This window comes from Bifidobacterium sp. ESL0790 (assembly GCF_029395435.1).
Classification (GTDB): domain Bacteria; phylum Actinomycetota; class Actinomycetes; order Actinomycetales; family Bifidobacteriaceae; genus Bifidobacterium.
Genome location: NZ_CP113915.1, coordinates 521,630 through 542,080, shown reverse-complemented (window position 1 = coordinate 542,080; position 20,451 = coordinate 521,630). Strand labels below are relative to the sequence as shown.

Here is a 20,451-nt window from a genome sequence, read left to right as displayed (position 1 = left end):
TATTATTAACGTGACGTACATCACATTACAAAAGGCGTTGGCGTTGCACAAGCAATCACGGAACGTCGCGTGTCCATCAAAAATCAAACGTTTCCTTACATGGAAACGAACGGATACTCACGTTGATTTGTAAGTTATCTGTTATCAATTGTTCGTTAATCTAACATTTCAACTACATCGACTCAAACTTCTCATCGACACAGCGCTGTGGATAACTTCGCCACGACACGCCGAAATGTGGATAACCCCAACCGTTCGACCACAGTAACCGAAAATCACTCGCCACAAACAAAATCTCCTCTAGTCTGCGAATACAAGACAAAGAAAAAGCGAGAAAGGTTACCTGAAAATGCTCGCCCGCTCAGTTTGTCAAGTGCGGGCTTTCATTTTCTGTCTAGACTGGGGTTTACTATATGGTACAACGCAAGTGGCTTATCAAAAAGATACGCGAACAGGCAAAGAGGCAGGGGCTGGAATTTTACAGTCGACAGGGAGGCAACCACGAGATTTTCTACCTGGATGGCGAGACGATTCCGATTCCTCGGCACAACGAAATCGAGCAGCCGATCGTCTGGCAGATCAAGAAGGAAGTCGCGCAGAAACTCGGAAAGGATTGGATGAAATGAGACTGAGGAAGAATCCCAGAGGCATCGACGCCTACGGCAAGCCAACCGTGCACCAAGCGAGCTACCACGTCGTTGTGCAGCCCGGCGAGAAATACTGGGTGCTGACCATCCCCTCCCTCGGAGATGTTGCCATCACCCAGGCCCGTACGCTCAGCGAGGTAGACACCATGGCCCGCGACCTCATCGAGATCATCACCGGCGACTACGACTTCGTGTTGACGCAGGAGATGAAGTTCCCCGAGGAGGTCGAGGCGCATCTGGAGGCGATGAAACGCTACCGCGAGCAGTCGAAAGAAGCCAACGCCGCGGCGGCGAGGGAATCCCGGAAAGCCGCCCGGGGACTTCACCAGATCGGCCTCACGCTGAGGCAAATCGGTCAAGCCCTGGGCATCTCGTATCAGCGAGCCGGGCAGCTTGTCAAGGAATAGGCAGCGGCCCTCACTGGATGGCGCAAGACTTTGCAGCTAGCCAATGAGAGCCGTAATCATGAGAGCCGCGACCACACGCCTTACAGCGAGCGCGCGGACTTCATCACCAGCTTCTCGGCGCTGAAGACGAGCAGTCCGTCGCGCCCCAACTCATTGCCATAGCCGGAGGTCTTCACGCCGCCGAACGGCAGCTCGGGCATGCTGCTGGTGGTGTTGTTGACATAGACCGAGCCGGTGTCGATCTGGGCGGCGACGCGAGCGCCGTGGTCCGGATCGGCCGACCAGACGGATCCACCGAGGCCGTAGGGGCTGTCGTTGGCGAGCTCGATGGCCTCCTCCTCGCTGTGCACCTTGAAAACAAGGGCGACCGGGCCGAAAATCTCGTTGTCGTAGGCCGGGTTGCCGGGCTTGACGTCGGTGAGGATGATCGGGCGGACGAACTGGCCCGGCAGGTCAATTTCGGGATACTGATAGGCGACGGTGGCGCCGGCCTTGATGGCCTCGTCAATCTGGCCAAGCACCTTCTCCTTGGCTGCCTTGGTGCAAAGCGGGGCGAACGTGGTGCTCGGGTCGAGCGGGTCGCCAGGCTTCACCTTGCTGAAGTAGTCGATCAGCGAGTCCATGAACTCGTCGTAGACGCTGTCCATGACGATAAAGCGCTTCGCGGCGATGCAAATCTGGCCGGCGTTCTGCAGACGGGCGTCGGGGGCCACCTTGTTGACGTCGTCCATGTTCGCGTCGGCGAGCACGACGAACGGGTCCATGCCGCCGAGCTCCAGGGTGCTGGGTTTGATGGCCTTGCCGGCCTCAGCGGCGACGATAGCGCCGGCGGACGCGGAACCGGTGAGGGTGACGCCACGCACGCGCGGGTCGTTGATGGCCTTGTTGACCTGGTCATAGGTAAGGAACATGTTGGTCAGCGAGCCTTCGGGCACCCCGGCCTCGTTGATGACGTCGCACAGCATTTGGGCCGTGCCGGGGGTGTTGGAGGCGTGCTTCAGAATCATGGTGTTGCCGAGCATGAAGGCCGGCGCGAACGGACGCATGACCTGGTAGAACGGCGCATTCCACGGCTCGACGGCCATCACGATGCCCATCGCCTGGTGTAGCACCTCGGCCTCGCCCGGGAACGAGGTCTTGACCGGAGTCGGTTTGAGCAGCTCCTCGGCGTTGTCCGCATACCAATCGGCGATCATCGCGGTGATCTCGAGCTCGCCCTTGGCCTCGCCGACCTTCTTGCCCATCTCGGTGGAGCACATCCGCACCAGCTCGTCGCCATGCTTGCGGATGTTGGCCGCGACGGCGTGCAGAATCTTGCCACGCTCGGCAATCGGCTGCTTCTTCGCGTTCTCGAACGCCTGGTGCGCCTTGTTGAGCGTCGCCTCAAGCTCGTCGTCGGTGGCGAACGGATAGGTCTTGATCAGCTCGTTGGTATATGGATTGATGGTTTGATATGTCATTGTTATTACCTCCTCGTAATCCAATCAATGATACGCCCGAAACCTCGCGAAATCCGGGCGTTCAGCGAATTAAATCAGTCTAAAATATCACATCGGAGCAATGACATGAAAATGGACAAATCAGGCCTGTTTTAGCTACTTTGGACGTCATTCATGGCAATTTTGGCAAGTTTGCCTTCAGTCAAGAAAAAATATTGGACATTTTTGGGTTACGTCTAGTTGCCATTTGTATGGGACATCAACAAGTTTAAGTGTCTCGAAAATGTCAGAAAAAGTGAATTATTCAGCGGAAACAAACATCAAAAAGAACATTTTATTTGAGTAAATGTCAACAATATCCACTAACAAAACGACGTGAAATGTCAAATTATTTGACCTTTAATTAGACAAATTATTAAAGAAATCCTCAACTTTACGAATATGACTCGCTATAATATGTTGCTTTTTTATAAAATTGTGCCATGAAAAATTACACTTCAACACAACGGACAACATTCCGTATCGGCGTGGTCGACGAGGACCCGTGCGCCATGCACTACGTCAGCAGCCTTGTGCAGCACTTGCAAAATCTCAACGGTTGCAGGCTTGACATTTGGCAAACGACCAAACCGCAGAAGGCGCTGCACAACTGCCAGTTCGGCACGCACCCCACCGACGTGGTGCTGCTCGACATGCGTCTGCGCGAAATCGCCGAGGACATCAAGGAAAGCAACCCCGAGATCGCCATCATCGGCATGTCCATGCACGTCGAACCCACCTTGAAGTTCCTGGAGGACCCGGAGGATTTCTACACCGTGGCCGACAAATCCAACATTCGGCAGGAACTTACCAAAGCCCTGCACACCATCTACCAAGACAGGACGCTGCAGGCCAAACGCAGTCCGGCGCCACCGCCGGCGAACACCAGAAGGCATTCTACCTCCCACAGAAGCAACTACTTGCAGCGCCTCAGGGCCGTGCCCGCCGAATCGCAGGTGGCAAGAAACCTCCCGAATTCGACGGCAGCCGACAACGAAGTCGCCATCACCTTGCCGAAAAGCGGAGCAATGCCCGACGACGGAGAACCTGTTCCCGTGTTAAGACGCGACTTCAGAAGCCAGGGGCCACAACGCGTCAATCTAAAACGAACCACATTACGTACGGTTCCGCTCTCCCCCAGTGAAAAACGAATCATGACCATGAGCCTCGCTGACAAGACTCCCACCGAAATCGCCAAAGAACTCGAGCTCTCCAATAGCACGGTTTATTCGCACCGCCATTCCATCAGGCTCAAGCTCCACGCAGAAACCTGGGAGCAGGCCGAAACCCTGTACCGCAAGCAGCTCTATGGAACGGGATGAAACACTAGAAGATGCAAGCACTAGACGAAACGGCATGAGGCCATGGTCTTATAATCCACAACCTCGCGAAATAGCAACGAACATAATCGTTCTGCGCTTACCAAGCAGCCGAAACCCCGGAAATTCCAAATGGGGAATCTGAAGCAACCATCAATTCCAGTTAATCTCGGCTCACGCGAGCTTAAAACCAAGCTCCTTCGCGGCGACCGTGGGCACCGGGTCCTCGCACCAATAGTCCTCGAGGTTCTCGTCGGTGGAGAGGGAGCGAATCTCGGCCTGGTCGATGTAGACCTCGCCGCTCAGATGGTCCGTCTCGTGCTGGAAGATACGCGCGGGCCAGCCATGCAGGTGTTCCTCATGCTTCTTGCCGTCCTCGTCCTGCCAGCGGGCGGTGATGTCGAGCCAACGACGGCGCACGGCCTGGTATCCGGCGAAACTCAGGCAGCCCTCGTAGAAGCTGCGCTGTTCGGTGCCAATCGGCTCATACGTGGGGTTGATGATGGCGTGGAACGGGAACTCGGCGATCTCACGGGGGTCGTTGTTGTCGTCGATCGCATCGCTTTCATCCTCGCCGTCAATGCGCACATGGTCCTCGACCACCGCGATGCGCAGCCCTAGGCCGATCTGCGGCCCTGCCAAGCCGACGCCGGGAGCCTCGAGCATGGTGACGCGCATGGTCTCGATGAGCTTGTGCAGCGTCTTCTTGCTGAGCTGGCCGTCGTAGGGCGCGGCGTCCTGGCGCAGCACCGGCTCCCCCATCTGCACGATGGGCAGAATCTGCTCCTTGCCGCCGGTTTTGATGAGCTTCTCAACGGCGCGGTTGAGCTCGGTGTCAACTTTCGTGTTGCTGTGACCGAACATCAGATCGCCAGCTCCTCGGCGACCACGGAGGCCAGACGCTGGCAGACCTCATCGGCCTGCTGCTGCGTCTCCGCCTCAACCATCACACGAACCAGCGGCTCGGTACCGCTCGGACGCAGCAAAACGCGGCCGGTCGTGCCGAGCAGCTTCTCCTCGCGCGCCACGGCGTCCTGCACCTTGGCGTTGGTGGGCGCGGCCTTCTTGTCGACCTTGGGCACGTTGATAAGCTGCTGCGGCAGCTGCGGGAAGTCGGCGGCCAGCTCCTTCAACGATTTGCCGGACTTGACGACCTCGTTGCACAGCGTCAGCGCGGTGAGAGTGCCGTCACCGGTGGTGGCGAACTCGCGGTTGATGACGTGGCCGGACTGCTCGCCACCGAGCGAATAATCGCCCTTGAGCATTTCCTCGAGCACGTAGCGGTCGCCGACGTTGGTCTGCACCGTGGCGATACCCATGTCTTTGAGCGCCAGCTTCAGGCCGAGGTTGCTCATCACGGTGACCACGAGCGTGTCGTGGTTGAGCTTGCCCTCACGCTTCTTGGCGCGGGCGAGGATGCCCATCACCTGGTCGCCGTTGACCATGTTGCCGTCCTCGTCCACCGCCAGGCAGCGGTCGGCGTCGCCGTCGAACGCCACCCCCAGCGCGGCTCCGGAGGCCTTGACCATGGCCTGCAGCTGCTCGGGGTGGGTGGAGCCGGCCTTCTTGTTGATGTTGTAGCCGTCGGGCGAGGCGTTGATCACCAATACCTCGGCCCCGGCGCGACGCAACGCCTCGGGTGCAACCACCGAAGTGGCGCCGTTAGCGCAGTCGGCCACGATCTTCAGGCCCTTGAGTGGCTTGGGCTGGGTCTTGTCGGGCGCGATCGGCGCGATGGTGGAGACCAAGTGGTCGATGTACATATTGGTGGCGGTGCTGGTGTCGTGGCTCACGCGGCCGACACCTGCGCCGGTCGGGCGGTCCCAATCCTGGCCGAGCACAGCCTCGATCTCGTCTTCCTTGGTGTCGGGCAGCTTGAAGCCGCCGCGCGCGAAGAACTTGATGCCGTTGTCGGGCATGGGGTTGTGTGAGGCGGAAATCACGGCGCCCATCTCGACGTTGAGCACGCTGGTCAGGTAGGCCACGCCGGGGGTCGGGATGATGCCCGCGTCAATGACGTCGAACCCGCCGGCGCTCATGCCAGCGGCGAGCGCGGAGGCGAGGAAATCTCCGGAAACTCGGGTGTCGCGGCCGATCAGCGCGCGGCGACGGCCCTCGCGATGCTCGCTCTGCGTCCCGGAGGAATCGCCCAGCACACGCACCGCGGCGTCGCCCAGGTCAAGCGCCAGCTTCGCGGTCAAATCCCTGTTCGCCAGTCCGCGAACACCGTCTGTTCCAAACATATTGGGCATGCTAATAGAGCCTCCGTTTGCATGAATGTTACTACGCCCAATCTTACTCAGCGGCATTCACGAACGCAGCCCCGCGCCCAACACTGCCCCATTTCAACGCATTTGGCCGACGCGAATTTCCAGATGGAGTTCATTCAATAACTAGACAAACATATAGTATTCATATATTTAATGCCTATAAAAACCATTATCCTGCATAGTAGCTATACAAGAAACACCTATTTCTTGCAACGTAGCTATACAAGATTTAGGTAAATCTTGCAATCTGTCGTGGCAAGATTTATAGATTTCTTGCAACGACAGATTGCAAGGGTGTGGCTCATCATGATTGCGCAAAGGGGGTTGACGACGAACGCCAACCCCCTTTATCGCTCAGAACCTGTCAGAAACCTACCAGCAGTTAGGCCAACCAGCCTTTACAGGCTGGCGTTGTAGGCGCTGACCTTGAGGGCGCGGCGGGAGGACTCGACGTTGCCGATCACGATGTTGCGCAGGGCACGGGCGGCGTCCTGGTGCGCATTGAGCCACGTGTCGCCCAGCTTCACCAGCTCGGCCGGGTCGGCGTTGGACGGGTAGAGGTCGTTGAGCAGCGTCTCGGCCATATGGAAGGTGCGGTTCTCCCAAATCCAGTCGACGGTGTCGAAGTACTTCGCGGCGTAGGGCTCGGCCAGCTTGCCCTCGAGGTTCGACGAGAAGCCGAACGCGGCGGCGTCAAGCTGCGAGTTGGTGAGGCTGAGGTCGTGGATCGAGGCGTCCCATGCCCAGGCCTTGGCCTCGGCGGTCGGCACGGAGGCGCGGGCGCCGTAGGCGAACTCGCGGTTACCGGTGGTGTCGTTGGCCTTGAGCTCCGCGTCGATGGCGGCGTCGCCCATCTCGCCGACGGCGGCGAGCGCCTTGACGAGCGCCCAACGCATGTTGTTGTCGATCTCGAGGCCCTTGAGCTTGAGCGCGCCGGAGAGCAGTCCCTTGACGTTGGAGATGAACGGAGCGTCGCCCTGCTCGCCGTAGCCCAGGTAGGCGCTGACCAGCTGGAACTGCTCGTCGCTGCCGGCCTCGGCCGCGTTGGCCAGGTCCCACAGCCCTTCGGCCACATGCTTGGCGACGGCCTCGCGGCGCGCGGGCGCGACATAATGCGTCGCGGTGGTCTTCAGGGTGTTCAGCGCGTAACGGAACGTGGTGGACTCGTGCTCGGTGGAGAGCATCTTGAGGCTCAGGTCAACGAAGCGCTCGGCCGGGAACTCGGCGTCGCGGGTCATGTCCCAGAAGGCCAGCCACACCACGGCGCGGGCCAGAGCGTCGTCGAACTCGAAGAGGTGCTCGGCGGCGAATTCGCGCGACTTGTCGTCGAAGCGCAGCTTGGTGTAGGTCAGGTCGTCGTCGTTGAGCAGGATGAAATCGGGGCGCTTCTTGCCCGCGGCCTCGGTGGCCACGGTGGTCTCGCCAGTGACGTCGAACTCGATCTGGTCGACGCGGGTGACCTTGCCGGTGGCGGCGTCACGGTTGTAGAAACCGATGGCCATGCGGTGCGCACGCAGCACGGGGTGCTCGGCCGGCGCGGTTTGCGTCAATGTCAGCGACTTGATGGTGCCGTCGCCGGCTTCCTCGATGGAAGCGGAAATCATATTGATGCCGGCTTCCTCGAGCCACTGCTTGCTCCAGGTCTTGAGGTCGCGGCCGCTCGCCGCCTCGAGCTCCACCAGCAGGTCGTTCAGCGTGGCATTGTCGTACTGGTGCTTGTTCAAGTAGCTGTTGATGCCCTTGAAGAACTTGTCGCGCCCAACGTAGGCCACGAGCTGCTTCAAGACGGAGCCGCCCTTGGCGTAGGTGATGCCGTCGAAGTTCACTTCGGTGTCATGCAAGTCGTTGATCGGCGCGGTGATGGGGTGGGTGGTCGGCAGCTGGTCCTGGTTCAAGGCCCAGCTTTTCTCGCCGGAGGTGAACGTGGCCCAGGAATCCTTCCATTCCGTGGCTTCGGCGGTCGACAGACTCGACATGAACTCGGCGAACGATTCGTTGAGCCACAGGTCATTCCACCACTTCATCGTCACCAGGTCGCCGAACCACATGTGGGCAAGCTCATGGAGCACGGTGACCACGCGGCGCTCGGCCAGCGCGTCGGTGACCTTGGAGCCGAAGACGTAGGAATCGCGGATGGTGACCATGCCGATGTTCTCCATCGCGCCGGCGTTGTATTCGGGCACGTAGATCTGGTCGTACTTGGCGTAGGGATAGGGCACGCCCCAGGTCTTGGCGTAGAAGGCGAAGCCCTTCTTGGTGATGTCGAAGAGGTAGTCGACGTCCTTGGCGAAGTCGTCCTTAAGCGACTGGCGGCAATACTGCGCCATGGTGACGGTGCGGCCGTCCTCGTTGGCGTAGTCGGTGTGCCATTCGGCGTACGGACCGGCGCAGATGGCGGTGAGGTAGGAGCTCATCTTCGGGGTCGTCTCGAAGACCCAGCGCTTGGTGGTCTCGGCAGGGTGGGTTCCCAAAGTGCCCTCGGCCGCCATTTCGTCGAGGTCTTCGGTCGACTTAATCGGCATGTTCGAGGTGACGATCCAGGATTCGGGCGCGGTGACCTCGAAATCGAACGTGGCCTTGATGTCGGGCTGGTCGAACACGGCGTAGACGCGGCGGGCGTCCGGCACCTCGAACTGGGAATACAGATAGATATTGCCATCGGAGGGGTCGACGCTGCGGTGCAGACCCTCGCCGGTGGTCGAGTATTGGCAGGAGGAGACGACCTTCAGCGTGTTGTGCGCCTGGAGGTTCGGCAGCTCGACGCGGTTGTCGACGAAGTATTTCGCCGGGTCGAGGCTCTCGCCGTTGAGCTCAATCTCGCTCACCTCGTCGGCAATGAGGTCGGCGAAGCTCGAGGCGCCGGGCTTGGCGTCGAAAGTGATCGTCGCGACCGACGGGAAGTTCTTCGACCCCTTCGTCAGATCCAAATCGACATGATAGCTGACCGGCCCGGTGATGACCGACTTGCGCTCCTCGGCTTCCACGCGGGTGAGATTCGCTCCTGGCATTTCGCTCCTTTTATTCATTTCGTGCATACGGCGGCGACAGCTTGCGCCGCGGAATCAAGAGATAACCTCCATTATGGCAACGGGGCACGTCAGCACCACGCCGACAGCGCACATGGCAATTGAGCGCGGCGAATAAGTCGGATATTTGATACGGTTCGGTCAAAGTCAAAGCAAGCGCGAAAACCGACAGATGCGAAACAAAGCCTGTAAAACATTCCCGTTAACTCTTTTACGCCTGTCAATTATCACCATCAAATATTTCATATTTTCCGTAAATAAAAGGCATACTTTTGTACTCATGAAACGATATGATTTAAAGCAATATGTCAGACAATTAGAGCCAGCTTACCGGTCTGGAGAAAAAGGACGACGATGCGGCACGGGGGATTTACGCGCAAAGTAGCAGTTTCGCTCTGCACACTCTCACTTTGCTTTGCCCTTGCGCCCAGCGCCAATGCAGTAGAATTGGGCGACTCGCAGCCCTCAGGATATACCGAAAGCTCCTCAAGCTCCACAGATTCCACCCCTCCCCAGACACCGACACCGACACCGACACCGACACCGACACAAAATCCCACAGCGCCAGACACTGAGCAGCCCTCAGAACACCACTCCACGCTCTCTCCCGACCAATCCCCTACCACGACATCCGAGCCCAAACAACCTGATTCCGAACCCACGACACCCAGTACCGTAGGACCACAGGATGGCACTTGCACCAATCCCGGCACACACCAATGGCCTGATACCCCGAGTGCCGTTGACCCACTGACATGGACCGAAACCCCCGATTCCACCGGCTGCGTGCTGACACTCCTGTCGGGAACGGTACCAGAGAATCCGAGTAACAGCACTACCAGCACCAATGTCCCTTGGTCCAATGACAGCATCACCAAAATCACAGTTAACGCGGGAGTAAGGCTATCCAACACCGGCGGACGCGCCCTATTCAGTTGTCTGCCAAACCTCACCGAAGCAGACGTGTCCAACCTCGACACCAGTAACGCCAAAGACCTCTGGGCCATATTCTGGAACGACCCCGTCCTCACCAAAATCGACGGCCTCGACCAATGGCATACCGGCCAAGTCACAAGCACACGTAGCATGTTCGACAGCTCAGGAGTTCTCAGCCTTGACCTGTCGAACTGGGACACCTCCCAAGTAGCTGACATGGGTTACATGTTCTACAATGCGAGCGGACTCAAGACCCTTGGCAACCCTGGACTCGACATACCTGCCACAGCCGACGTGGACCACATGTTCACGGGAGCGACAAGCCTACCATGCAAAGACAAAACCGGACGCCATCGGTGGGTTAGCGGCACCAACACTCTCAAATGGAACGAACACACCGACGGAGCCACATGCATCCTCACACTGGAAAGTGGTATTGTGCCAGAGAATCCAAGTAACGGCCCCACTAACACCGGTGTCCCTTGGACCAATGACAACATCACCAAGATTGAGGTGAACACGGGAGTCAAGCTGTCCCACACCGGTGGACGCGCCCTGTTCGGTTCTCTACCGAATCTCACCGAAGCGGATGTAACCAACCTCAACACCAACGACGCCACAGACTTCTGGGCCATGTTCTGGAACGACCCCGTCCTCGCCAAGATAGACGGCCTCGACCAATGGCATACCGGCCAAGTCACAAGCACACGTAGCATGTTCCAAGACTGCGGGATTCCCGCACTTGACCTGTCGAACTGGGACACCTCCCGGGTAGCCGACATGGGTTACATGTTCTGTAGTGCAAGCAATCTCAAGACCCTTGGTAATCCCGGGCTTGACATACCGGCCGCAGCCAATCTTGAAAACATGTATATCGGATCCGGACTTCCATGCGCCCAAACTGGTCGCCATTGGTGGACACAGGGCGGCAATAGCCTTCGCTGGAACGAACACACCGACGATGACATGGTTGGCTGCGTCCTTGAGCTGGAAAGCGGAGTAGGTCCAGACGAAGGAGGCGGAGACGCCAGCACTAACATACCGTGGAAAAATGGGGAGAATGTTACAAAGCTTGTAGTTCGTCATCATGCCGGCACGCCAGGTGACCCTCGGGTCAAACTCCTCAACGCGTTCGGCTTTTTCAATCAATCTCGCTTACCAAAACTAAAAACAGTCGACGTAGCCACACTAGACACCACTTCCACGCAAAATGTCTGTTCCATGTTTGGATATCAGCCCAATATCACCACTCTCGACATTACCGGCTGGGACATTCATAATGCGACTGCAACAATAAATATGTTGCCAGCTGGACTGCAAGCGTTAAAACTCGGTCCACATACCCAACTTCCAGCCGATACTTTCCATTCCGTTCCCACTTCGCTAGCATGGGTCCAGACTTCAGGCTTGGAAAACTCCACCGTCATTGGAACGATTGGTGGTACCAACGCTCTCATTACACGGGCAGGATCCAGCAACCCTGAAGGCACCTATATAACTCGTGGATACCTAGCGCGCCTCAATGCAGTTACCAAGTTGCCACTCACAGGCGGAGACTGGCAGACCATAGCGAAATGGCTGGCCGCATTAGTGGCGGGGATTCTCTTCAGCGTCATCGCTTGTGAACGCAGCCAGCGGAAGTCCCAGAGCCGCTAAAGCTACCTGTGGTGACGGCGCCAAACGGCAATTAACCTGAAATGCAATGTAAATCTTCGGATTGCCAATGAATGCTTTGACGAATAACAAGACGTATTGATATTGATTGCGAGTTTCTGGCAGATTGTGATATGTTCATTGTGTCGGTGGAGTCGTCCACTTCGGGTTAAAGTCTGAGTGTTTACAACTTTTCGTCCCGTTGATCTTCACCGATAGGGCGTTTTACCATTGCCTCCTTAATTCATGGCTGATTTGCACGGGCCGTTGGCTACAGTTGATGGCCCGAGCAAGTTTTTAGCCAGTAAACACGACGAATACCCAACATGCCAATGAAGGCAATTAAGAAGGCTGAGCTATAGCCAAAAGTTGGCTGTAAACCCAAGTCTGACCTACAACCCTAAAACTTGAAAATGAGGAACCCCGGAGTTTCATGATGTTTCGCATGAGTGACTTACCGGGGCATTCATTTACATTGTAAAAATATCAATCATCAAAGTCAACCGACAACGCTGGGTTATGGGCCAGAATACTGGCGGCAACACCTGAAATGTCGCAACACGATTTATGCTGAAAATGAGTTTGGGAAACAAGTCAGGTCGTGATGTGGTGAACGTGGAGTATGAGCGGTCGGGGTGCAAGCAGTTCTTCAAGAAGCATCGCGACGACGAGCGGGCGATCAAGTCCCGCATCGAGGCGGCCCTCGCCACGCAGATGGAGACGGGGATGTCGAAGGTGAAGCGGGCCGTCTCCTCACGTGTCGGCGGGCGCTGTGTCTATGAGTTCCGCGTCAACCTGGGGCGCACCGGTTCCGCGCGCGTCGCGTTCTGCGTCGACGGCGAGAGCGCGACGGTGCTCTTCATCTCGCAGACCCTGCAGAAAGACGAGTTCACGCGCCTGCTCGAGCACGACCTGAAGGAGGCCGGGCTATGCGACTGATTCCCGTCAAGCAGGCGCTGAGCATGATGGAGGGCGCGACGCCGGCGAAGTCGCAGTACCGCAAGATCACGTTCCTGACCGCGAAGAAGGACCGCTCGTTGAGCCTCGAACACGGTTCGGATGGCCTGGTGTTGCGCGAGCAGGGCTACCGCGACGAGTGCACGGCCTTCGGCGCCGAGGCGAAGAGCGCGCACGAGTGCAGGCACGCCATCAAGCAGGCGTTCAAGCGCGAGTTCCCCCGCAGCCACAAGGTCTACGTGAGCACGGCGAAATAATCGGCATCACCCCCCCAACATGCCGCCGTTGTTAAGTTCCGCCATAAATCAGCCACTGAGCGTGAGTCAGCGGCCCAAATATGGCAGAAATAATTTTTACCGCCATATTTAAGCCGATGAGAACCTAGCAGCGGCCCTTTTATGGCGCAAACCCTAAAATCTGCCTGGCTGCAATGGAACGCATGCCGGACCTCAAGGGAACCATCATCACCCTGCGCGAGAGGGGACGCTTGGAGACCGGACTCGCCGACCGCGAGATCGAGGTCGTGCCGGCCTGGCAGTGGGCGCCGCAAGGCTGAGTGGGCGCAGACCATCGACGCTTCGTCTCGTTGGACTTCGCCGACAAAGCGACCATTCCTAGTCCATGTTCGATTTGTTTCGTATGAGGCTCAAGTTTCCGCCAGCGACCCAAATATGACGCAAACGAAAAATTTCACCATATACAAGCCTCCGACACAACCTCAACAGGCTAAATATGACGCAAACGAAAAATCCGGCGGCACAATTATCATAGAATTATTCTGCGAATCGCGTACAACAAGCAGATCAGCAGGATCGCCGCGGCCAAGGGCGGACTTACCTTTGGCGCGATCGCGAGCAACACCGTTGCCACGAGCCAGCAAAGCCCGGACTTCCCGGGCTTTTTACTTTTATCAGATAGTATGAAAACCCTCGGGTTATAGGTCCAAAATACGCCGAACGAATGGGTTGAAACGACACGCGGACACAGGTTCTTAGGTCATACGAATCGGCAGGATTCGGCGGTTTCGTCCGACGAATCATCACTCAAACGCAAGATTAATTAGACTGTGGTCACTCGGACGTTATATTATTGTCACATCTTCGGCAATGCGATACGTCCGCGCGCGGCCCCTTTTGGGTTGCGCCCGCAGGCGTGGCCGCAGGGCCGGTAATGGTGTCTTGAAGGGGTTATCCGATGTTGAACGTGGTGGTGTCCGTCCTCGCGTGCGCGGCGATGCTCGCGCCCTGTACTGGCAACCTATCGAATGTAGACAACCAAAAAAGCACCGAGATCGCCCCCCCCCCGCAGTCCTAACGACCAATTCTTATCACAACTCACCAACCAAAACCAATCACCTCTCACCAATTTCCTTACCGTCACTGTCGTCATTATTGAAACATGACAACTCGTCACGTCCGTCCGTAAAGCCAAGTTCCGATCACAAAACCGATTCGAAGCGGCACCGCTCCACACCTTCAGATTCCCGTGGTTCCACACGTTCCAATCGTCAAGACACACGTTCGGGCTCAATCCACAAAACCTCGTCCATACAGCCTTCCGGAAAACTCCAGGCCGGCAAGACCCCGTCCTTGATTCACCAGGCGGACCCGGCCGAACAGCAGGTCGGCCCGCAGAGCGCGTGCACGCCGACGACGGCGACATGGCAGGGCAGCGCGCACGGCGGCTCCTCAGCCGACCACATCGACTGGACCATCGACGGCGACTGCAACATGACCGTCGCCGGCGGCTCCCTCAGCCAGAACTACGGTTACGGGTATCTTCCTTGGCAGGAAAACGGCTACCAAACCAAAGTCACTTCGCTGACCATCAGCAATTCGCTGCAACTCAAAAGCGGAGTAGACTCAATGTACTACTGGTTCTACGGTATGAGTGCGCTGAAGTCCTTTTCGGCGCCTGATTTGAATGTCTCGGGCATATCCAGCATGCAACGCCTATTCAACTACTGCAATGCACTGGAGAATATCGATCTCCATACCTGGGACACAAGAAACCTGCAGGACGTAGTGTATATGTTCAGCGACTGCTCGGCGCTGGTCTCAGTAAACCTCAGCGGTTGGGATACACGCAACATCACCAACACGTTCTGCATGTTCCAGGAAGACGGATCGCTCACCAGCCTCGACATGAGTGGCTGGGACACCAGAAACGTGACCTACATGCGCGGCATGTTCATAGGCACCTCGATCACCAGCCTCAACCTAAGCGGATGGAACACCAGCAAAGTGACCAACATGCACAACATGTTCCGAGGCTCCTCGATCACCAGCCTCGATCTGAGCGGATGGGACACCAGCAACGTGACCGACGCGTCGGGCATATTTGGCTACACGCATCTCAAGCGCCTGCGCCTGGGCGCGGGCACCGCCACGCTGGCGTCGGCGGTGCAGGAGGGCGCGTTCCCCACCAGCTCCTATCAGACCGTCTACGTGGAGGGCGCGGAGCAATCGGCGACATTCCCCGACGGCTCCGTCACCTATAGCCTGCGCCACTTCCAATCGAACGCCCCGCCCGCGGGAGTGTATTCGGTGACCAAGCCCACCTGGTTCGGCAACGCCAAACGAAGCATCCAGTACAACCACGACGACGGAACCGTGGGCGACTACCCCCGCCCCTGCCTCGACTGGGACGGCACCGGCACCTGCACCATCGCCGGAGACACCGGGCTGACCGGATCGGCGACCCGGCGCCTCAACTGGATCGACACCGACAGCAACGCCTACATCCCCGGCGACACCCTCACCCAGGACGGGTTGCTGACCGTCACTCCACAATGGAATCCCATACCCGTCCCCGACGTCACCGACGTGACCTGGCCGCACGACCTCGGCGGCGGATCCAGAAGCATCAGGGCCACCGGCACCGCCGACCTTCTGCGCCACGACGACACCATCCCCGTGCGCTACACCTGGACCGACGCGACAGGCATGGAACAGCACAAGGACGTGGTCGCCACCATCGACGGCGGCGACTGGACAGCCGACCTGACCGACGCGGCCAGTCTGGCGAGCATCGAGGCCGCCGACCTGAAAGGCGCGGGCACGAAGGTGACCGTGACCGCGCAGGTCAAGGATGCCGGCGGTCCCACCGGCCTCTGGTCGAACGGCAAGGAGGGTAACGCCGACATGGTCGCACCCGCCGTCACCGACGTGTACGCCACGGGCGACAGCACGGGCGGCGTCGCCATGAGCTCCGACCGGTCGCAGGCCATAATCGAGCCGAGCGACACCATCACCATCAGCTGGCTCGACAACACCGGTAACCCGATCAGTTGGCCCGACGGAGGCGGCACCACCACAACACTCACCGTTACCGCCGGCCCCGGAGGGCATTTCAGCGCCACCAAGCCCCTCGCCGTCACCGGCGCCAAGAAAGTCCAATACACGCTCAGCGACGGCATCAACACCAGCGAGACATTCACCAAGAAAATCACTGACCCCATCACCGCCATCCCATTGACCGGCGGAGCGAACCAACTGTGGTCCAAGCTCCTGCTCATCCTCACAGCGGTAATGCTCATCGGAGCCACCACCACCCTGCGCAACCGCCGCAACCACAGCCTCCGCCTGGTCACCACCAACGGCCACACCACACCAATCCCCCACGGCTTCACCACCAGTAATCATCACCACGCCGCGAACCGCCACACCATGGCAACACGAACCACTCCCCCGTCACCCTCCACAGCTCCATCGCACACCAAACTCCACCACACCGCCAAGCACACAGTCCACAGCCCCCGCCACACCAAGTAACCACCACGCCGCAAAGCCGCACCACAACACTCCAACCCACCACGCCACAAGTCCGCAACGGCTTTCAGACATGAAAAATCCGGCGGCACGGTCACCGCCGGATCATCCCGCCATGCCGGCTTTCACGTCAGCATGGTGCCGGCACTACTCCATCCGGCCAATCGCATACAACAAGCAAATCAGCAGGATCGCCGCGGCCAAAGGCGGACTTACCTTCGGCGCGATCGCGAGCAACACTGTTGCCACGAGCCAGCAGAGCCCGGAGTTCCCGGGCTTTTTACTCTGATTGGATGGCATGAGAGCCCTCCTTAACTATAATTTCAGCCGGCCTTATGGTCCAAGCCGACCGCACGCACGTTTCGGCCTTCCGGTTCAGGGATGGCCCACCGCATGCGCGCGGCACAACAAACACTATCGGTTTGTATAAGAAAAGCCAAATGAAAACCTAAAGATTCAATATGATTGGACATTTCTTTAGGATATCCCTTTAGGATATTTGAATATTTTCAATCAATATGATAAGTTCAGATTGTCGGTCTAGGCCGGTTCACTTCGAGACAGTTGCCGGGTCATTTAACGCTTTGTCTCGCTGGGCCTCACCGATAGGGCGACTACTCTTACGTCCTAACTATAATTGTTTCGTGGGGTCACTGGTTTCGGCCGGTGGCCCCACGGGATTCTCATTCGAATTTAGCGAGCAATCAGCTCGCCACTACCGCACAAACTTCAACGGGCCAGATACTCGGCGGGATAATGCTGCGCCAGCTGCTTAAGCAACAGGTGACGCGCCAGCCACAGGGCGAGCAGCGGCAGGGCGAAGCCGACGGTGACGTCGGAAAGGAAATGGGCGCCCTGCATCATGCGGCTGACCATCACGACCAGCGCGTAGATGAGCGCGACCGCGTAGACCACGCTCTCCTTGCTCCTCCAACGCGGGCTGACCAACGCGAGCAGGCAGAGCGAAAGGGTGGAGCCGGCGAAGAACGCGTGGCCGGAGGGGAATGATTTGATGTCGTCGGCCACGGCGACGGCGGAGAGATAATGTTTGCCGTTGGGGTGGTACCACGGGGTGAACAGGCCGAAATCACCCTGCATCGCACGGAAACGGACGCGGCCCCACACCATCTTGGCGACCTCGAGCACGCACATCGAGCACAGGAACACGGCCACGATGGCGATGCCGGCCCAACGGTAGCGCCGCCGCAAGTCGTCGGGAATCTTGCGGACGATGCAGGCGATGAGCACCGCGGCCACCAGCCCGTAGACCACGCCGAACCAGTGGCAGTATTTGAAGCACAACGCCAGCGCGACGAGCGTGGAGCCGACGTAGACCAGCCCCGCAACCACCAACTTGCCCAGCCGTTCCTTCGCGAACTCGTAGGTCCAGAAGACGAGCGCGGCACCGATCATCAGCACCGTGGCGCCGATGGCGGGCGCGAGCAGCTCGAAGAGGCGGGAGAAGCCGTTGTGGGGCATGCAGAGCGCCTGGTCGATGCGCAGGTCGGCGAACGTGCCGACGATCAACAGCAGCAGCGCGCCTATCGCCGTGGCGGGAAACATCTTTTTCATATGCTCATTCCTTGTGATGTGGAGACTTGCGGGTCGACAGCTTGACGGTTTGGTGATTACAGACGACCGTCACGCCGCACCCTTCACCGTTTGTGCCTCGCGGCAATCTCGACAATATGACCGAGTGACTGGCCCATGCCAAATTCAACAGTCTATTCCACCGAACGCTTCTGGCGACAGCGAACAGCAAGAGTTCGGGAAAAGTTCACATAGTAACGTATGGCAACATATGGCAATTTCCCCACATAGCAATTTCCTCACATAGCAAATTTCTCATATGCCAAATCCCCCCCCATAGCAAAATCCCCGGCAGGTGCGAAACCTACCGGGGAAATTGCTCACGGTCTTTAAATCAGCGACCGGACGGGGTGCCGTCGATCACATCGTGGGCGATGTCGGCCACGACGGGCACAATCATCGGCTTGCGGTGCAGCTGACGGGAGACCCAACCGCCGATGGTGCGGCGCATGATCTGCTGGAGCTTGTGGGTGTCGTGGGTGCCCTGCATCATCGCGTCCTCAAGCTGCTGGACGATCTGGTGGCGCACCTTCTCGAACTCGCTCTCGTCCTCGGGCATCGCGTTGAGGTAGACCTTCGGGCCGGAGATGACGTTCTTGGCGTCGGTGTCGACCACGGCGAAAGCGGAGACGAAGCCCTCGGTGCCGAGGATCTTGCGCTTCTCGAGCTCATCGTCGGTGAGCTCGCCGACCGTGTCGCCATCGACGTAGACATAACCGCACGGCACGGAGCCGACGACCGCGGCCTTGCCATGGTAGAGGTCGACCACGTCGCCATCCTCGGCGAGCACGACGTTGTTGGGGTCGACGCCGGTCTTGACGGCCACGAGGCCGTTGGCGACCAGGTGGCGGTTCTCGCCGTGGATCGGCATGACGCACTTGGGCTTCAGGATGTTGTAGAAGTAGGTGAGCTCGCCCTCGTTGGAGTGGCCGGAGACGTGGATCTTCGCGTTGTCGCGGTTCACCACGCGGGCGCCCTTCTGCACGAGTTTGTTGATCATGCCATAGACCTCGTTCTCGTTGCCGGGAATCAGGGAGCTAGCCATCACGACGGTGTCGAACTCGTTGATGGTGATGTCGCGGTGGGTGCCGTCGGCGATGCGGCCGAGCGCGGCCATCGGCTCGCCCTGCGAACCGGTGCACATGTAGACCAGCTTGTTGTCCTGGATGTCCTTGGCCTTCTTCAGGTCGACGACGGTGCCTTCGGGGATGTGCAGGTAGCCGAGATCGGCGGCGATGGACATGTTGCGCACCATCGAACGGCCGACGAAGACGACCTTGCGGCCGACCTTGTGCGCAGCGTCAACCACCTGCTGGACGCGATGGACGTGGCTGGAGAAGGAGGCGACGATGATCTTGCGGGTGGCCTCGCTGAAGGCGCGCTCGAGCTCGGGGCCGATGGTGCTTTCGGGGCGAACGAAGCCGGGGACCTCGGCGTTGGTGGAATCGACCATCACCAGGTCGACGCCCTTCTCGCCGAGCTTGCCGAACTCCACCAGATCGGTGATGCGGTGGTCGATGGGCAGCTGGTCGAGCTTGAAGTCGCCGGTGTCGATGACGGTGCCAGCAGGAGTACTGATGCACACGGCCAGCGCGTCGGGGATCGAGTGGGTGACGGCCACGAATTCGAGGTTGAATGGGCCGACCTTGAGCTTGTCGCGGCCGCTGACCTCGACGCAGCGCGGGTTCTGATGATGCTCCTCGCACTTGGCCTTGACGAAGGCGAGCGTGAGCTTCGAGCCGATCAGCGGGATGTCCGGGCGCAGATTCAGCAGGTAGGGCACGCCGCCGATGTGGTCCTCGTGGCCGTGGGTGAGGACGAGGGCCTCGATGTCGTCGAGACGGTCCTTGATGTAGTTGAAATCGGGGAGGATGAGGTCGACGCCGGGTTGCTCCTCATCGGGGAAGAGCACGCCGCAATCGACCAGCAGCAAGTGGCCGTTGTACTCGATCACGTTCATGTTGCGGCCGATCTCGCCCAGGCCGCCGAGCGGCACGATGCGCATGGAGCCCTTGCGGTACTTCGGCGGGGCGATCAGCACGGCGTCCTGGTTGGGCGAGGTGCCCGGGGTGCGGCTGGCGCGCGGGTTGCGGCGCTGGCCGCCGGAGCGGGAGCCGCCACGGTTGTTGTTGCCGCGACTGGAATTGCTGGAACGACGGGAGCCGCCGGAACGACCGGTGGACTTGGCGCCGCTGCGCTTGGTGCCACGGCTGGCCGTGGTCTCCTCGCTTTTGCGGGCGCGGGATTTGCTGGCGCTGCCACGACGACGCGTGGTGGCTGTTGTTTTTTCTTCTGTATCTGTCATATTGTCTTGTTGATTTCTGTTATTTGTTGTCCGCGCCTATGCGCGGACGAGGAATGGAACGGCGGGCGAACACCGATGGGCGCAATACGCCCC

The 20,451-nt window shown here is 58.8% G+C and carries 15 protein-coding genes; 8 read left to right on the top strand and 7 right to left on the bottom strand.

Annotated elements, in window-relative coordinates; genetic code table 11:
- The first annotated feature begins 413 nt into the window (after positions 1–413).
- Both OZY47_RS01895 and OZY47_RS01890 read left to right on the top strand, forming a co-directional pair.
- Positions 414–626: a hypothetical protein gene (locus tag OZY47_RS01895; protein ID WP_277178262.1), complete on the top strand. Its 213-nt coding sequence runs from the start codon at positions 414–416 to the stop codon at positions 624–626.
- On the top strand, positions 623–1,054 hold the full coding sequence (locus OZY47_RS01890) for a hypothetical protein (RefSeq protein WP_277178261.1): 432 nt from the start codon (positions 623–625) through the stop codon (positions 1,052–1,054). The genes OZY47_RS01895 and OZY47_RS01890 overlap by 4 nt, the downstream gene beginning before the upstream one ends.
- An 80-nt stretch (positions 1,055–1,134) precedes the next feature.
- Here OZY47_RS01890 and OZY47_RS01885 read toward each other — a convergent pair whose 3' ends face one another.
- Positions 1,135–2,514, bottom strand: a complete 1,380-nt coding sequence (locus OZY47_RS01885; RefSeq protein ID WP_277178260.1) for an NAD-dependent succinate-semialdehyde dehydrogenase — start codon at positions 2,512–2,514, stop codon at positions 1,135–1,137.
- Between the two features lie 461 nt (positions 2,515–2,975).
- Between OZY47_RS01885 and OZY47_RS01880 the strand changes: the two genes are divergently transcribed.
- Entirely contained in the window at positions 2,976–3,854 is an 879-nt protein-coding gene (locus tag OZY47_RS01880; protein WP_277178259.1) for a LuxR C-terminal-related transcriptional regulator, read from the top strand.
- Positions 3,855–4,025: 171 nt separating this feature from the next.
- Here the strand turns inward: OZY47_RS01880 and OZY47_RS01875 are convergent, their stop codons facing one another.
- The 3 genes from OZY47_RS01875 to pepN form a co-directional block, all read right to left on the bottom strand.
- Entirely contained in the window at positions 4,026–4,715 is a 690-nt protein-coding gene (locus tag OZY47_RS01875; protein ID WP_277178258.1) for a peptide deformylase, read from the bottom strand.
- Positions 4,715–6,103 (bottom strand): phosphoglucosamine mutase, encoded by a 1,389-nt coding sequence (gene glmM / locus OZY47_RS01870; protein ID WP_277178257.1) that lies wholly within the window; start codon positions 6,101–6,103, stop codon positions 4,715–4,717. The genes OZY47_RS01875 and glmM overlap by 1 nt, the downstream gene beginning before the upstream one ends.
- Before the next feature lie 416 nt (positions 6,104–6,519).
- Positions 6,520–9,129: an aminopeptidase N gene (gene pepN, locus OZY47_RS01865; protein WP_277178256.1), complete on the bottom strand. Its 2,610-nt coding sequence runs from the start codon at positions 9,127–9,129 to the stop codon at positions 6,520–6,522.
- An 804-nt stretch (positions 9,130–9,933) separates the two neighbouring features.
- Here pepN and OZY47_RS01860 point away from each other — a divergent pair.
- The 5 genes from OZY47_RS01860 (at position 9,934) to OZY47_RS01840 (ending at position 16,466) form a co-directional block, all read left to right on the top strand.
- Entirely contained in the window at positions 9,934–11,739 is a 1,806-nt protein-coding gene (locus tag OZY47_RS01860) for a BspA family leucine-rich repeat surface protein (RefSeq protein ID WP_277178255.1), read from the top strand.
- A gap of 573 nt (positions 11,740–12,312) precedes the next feature.
- Positions 12,313–12,675 (top strand): hypothetical protein, encoded by a 363-nt coding sequence (locus OZY47_RS01855; protein ID WP_277178254.1) that lies wholly within the window; start codon positions 12,313–12,315, stop codon positions 12,673–12,675.
- Positions 12,666–12,950 carry a hypothetical protein gene (locus tag OZY47_RS01850; RefSeq protein ID WP_277178253.1) on the top strand — a complete coding sequence of 95 codons (285 nt, stop codon included), beginning with the start codon at positions 12,666–12,668 and terminating at the stop codon, positions 12,948–12,950. Before OZY47_RS01855 ends, OZY47_RS01850 begins: the two co-directional genes overlap by 10 nt.
- A gap of 173 nt (positions 12,951–13,123) precedes the next feature.
- On the top strand, positions 13,124–13,249 hold the full coding sequence (locus OZY47_RS01845; protein WP_277178252.1) for a hypothetical protein: 126 nt from the start codon (positions 13,124–13,126) through the stop codon (positions 13,247–13,249).
- A gap of 1,033 nt (positions 13,250–14,282) precedes the next feature.
- Complete coding sequence (locus OZY47_RS01840; protein ID WP_277178251.1) at positions 14,283–16,466, top strand: BspA family leucine-rich repeat surface protein; 2,184 nt, start codon at positions 14,283–14,285, stop codon at positions 16,464–16,466.
- 144 nt (positions 16,467–16,610) lie between these two features.
- Here OZY47_RS01840 and OZY47_RS01835 read toward each other — a convergent pair whose 3' ends face one another.
- The 3 genes from OZY47_RS01835 to OZY47_RS01825 all read right to left on the bottom strand — a co-directional run bounded on the left by OZY47_RS01835 (position 16,611) and on the right by OZY47_RS01825 (position 20,358).
- Positions 16,611–16,763, bottom strand: coding sequence for a hypothetical protein (locus tag OZY47_RS01835; protein ID WP_277178250.1), 153 nt, complete (start codon positions 16,761–16,763; stop codon positions 16,611–16,613).
- 429 nt (positions 16,764–17,192) lie between these two features.
- Positions 17,193–18,035, bottom strand: coding sequence for a phosphatase PAP2 family protein (locus OZY47_RS01830; protein ID WP_277178249.1), 843 nt, complete (start codon positions 18,033–18,035; stop codon positions 17,193–17,195).
- 352 nt (positions 18,036–18,387) lie between these two features.
- Entirely contained in the window at positions 18,388–20,358 is a 1,971-nt protein-coding gene (locus OZY47_RS01825; protein WP_277178248.1) for a ribonuclease J, read from the bottom strand.
- Positions 20,359–20,451: the final 93 nt, after the last annotated feature.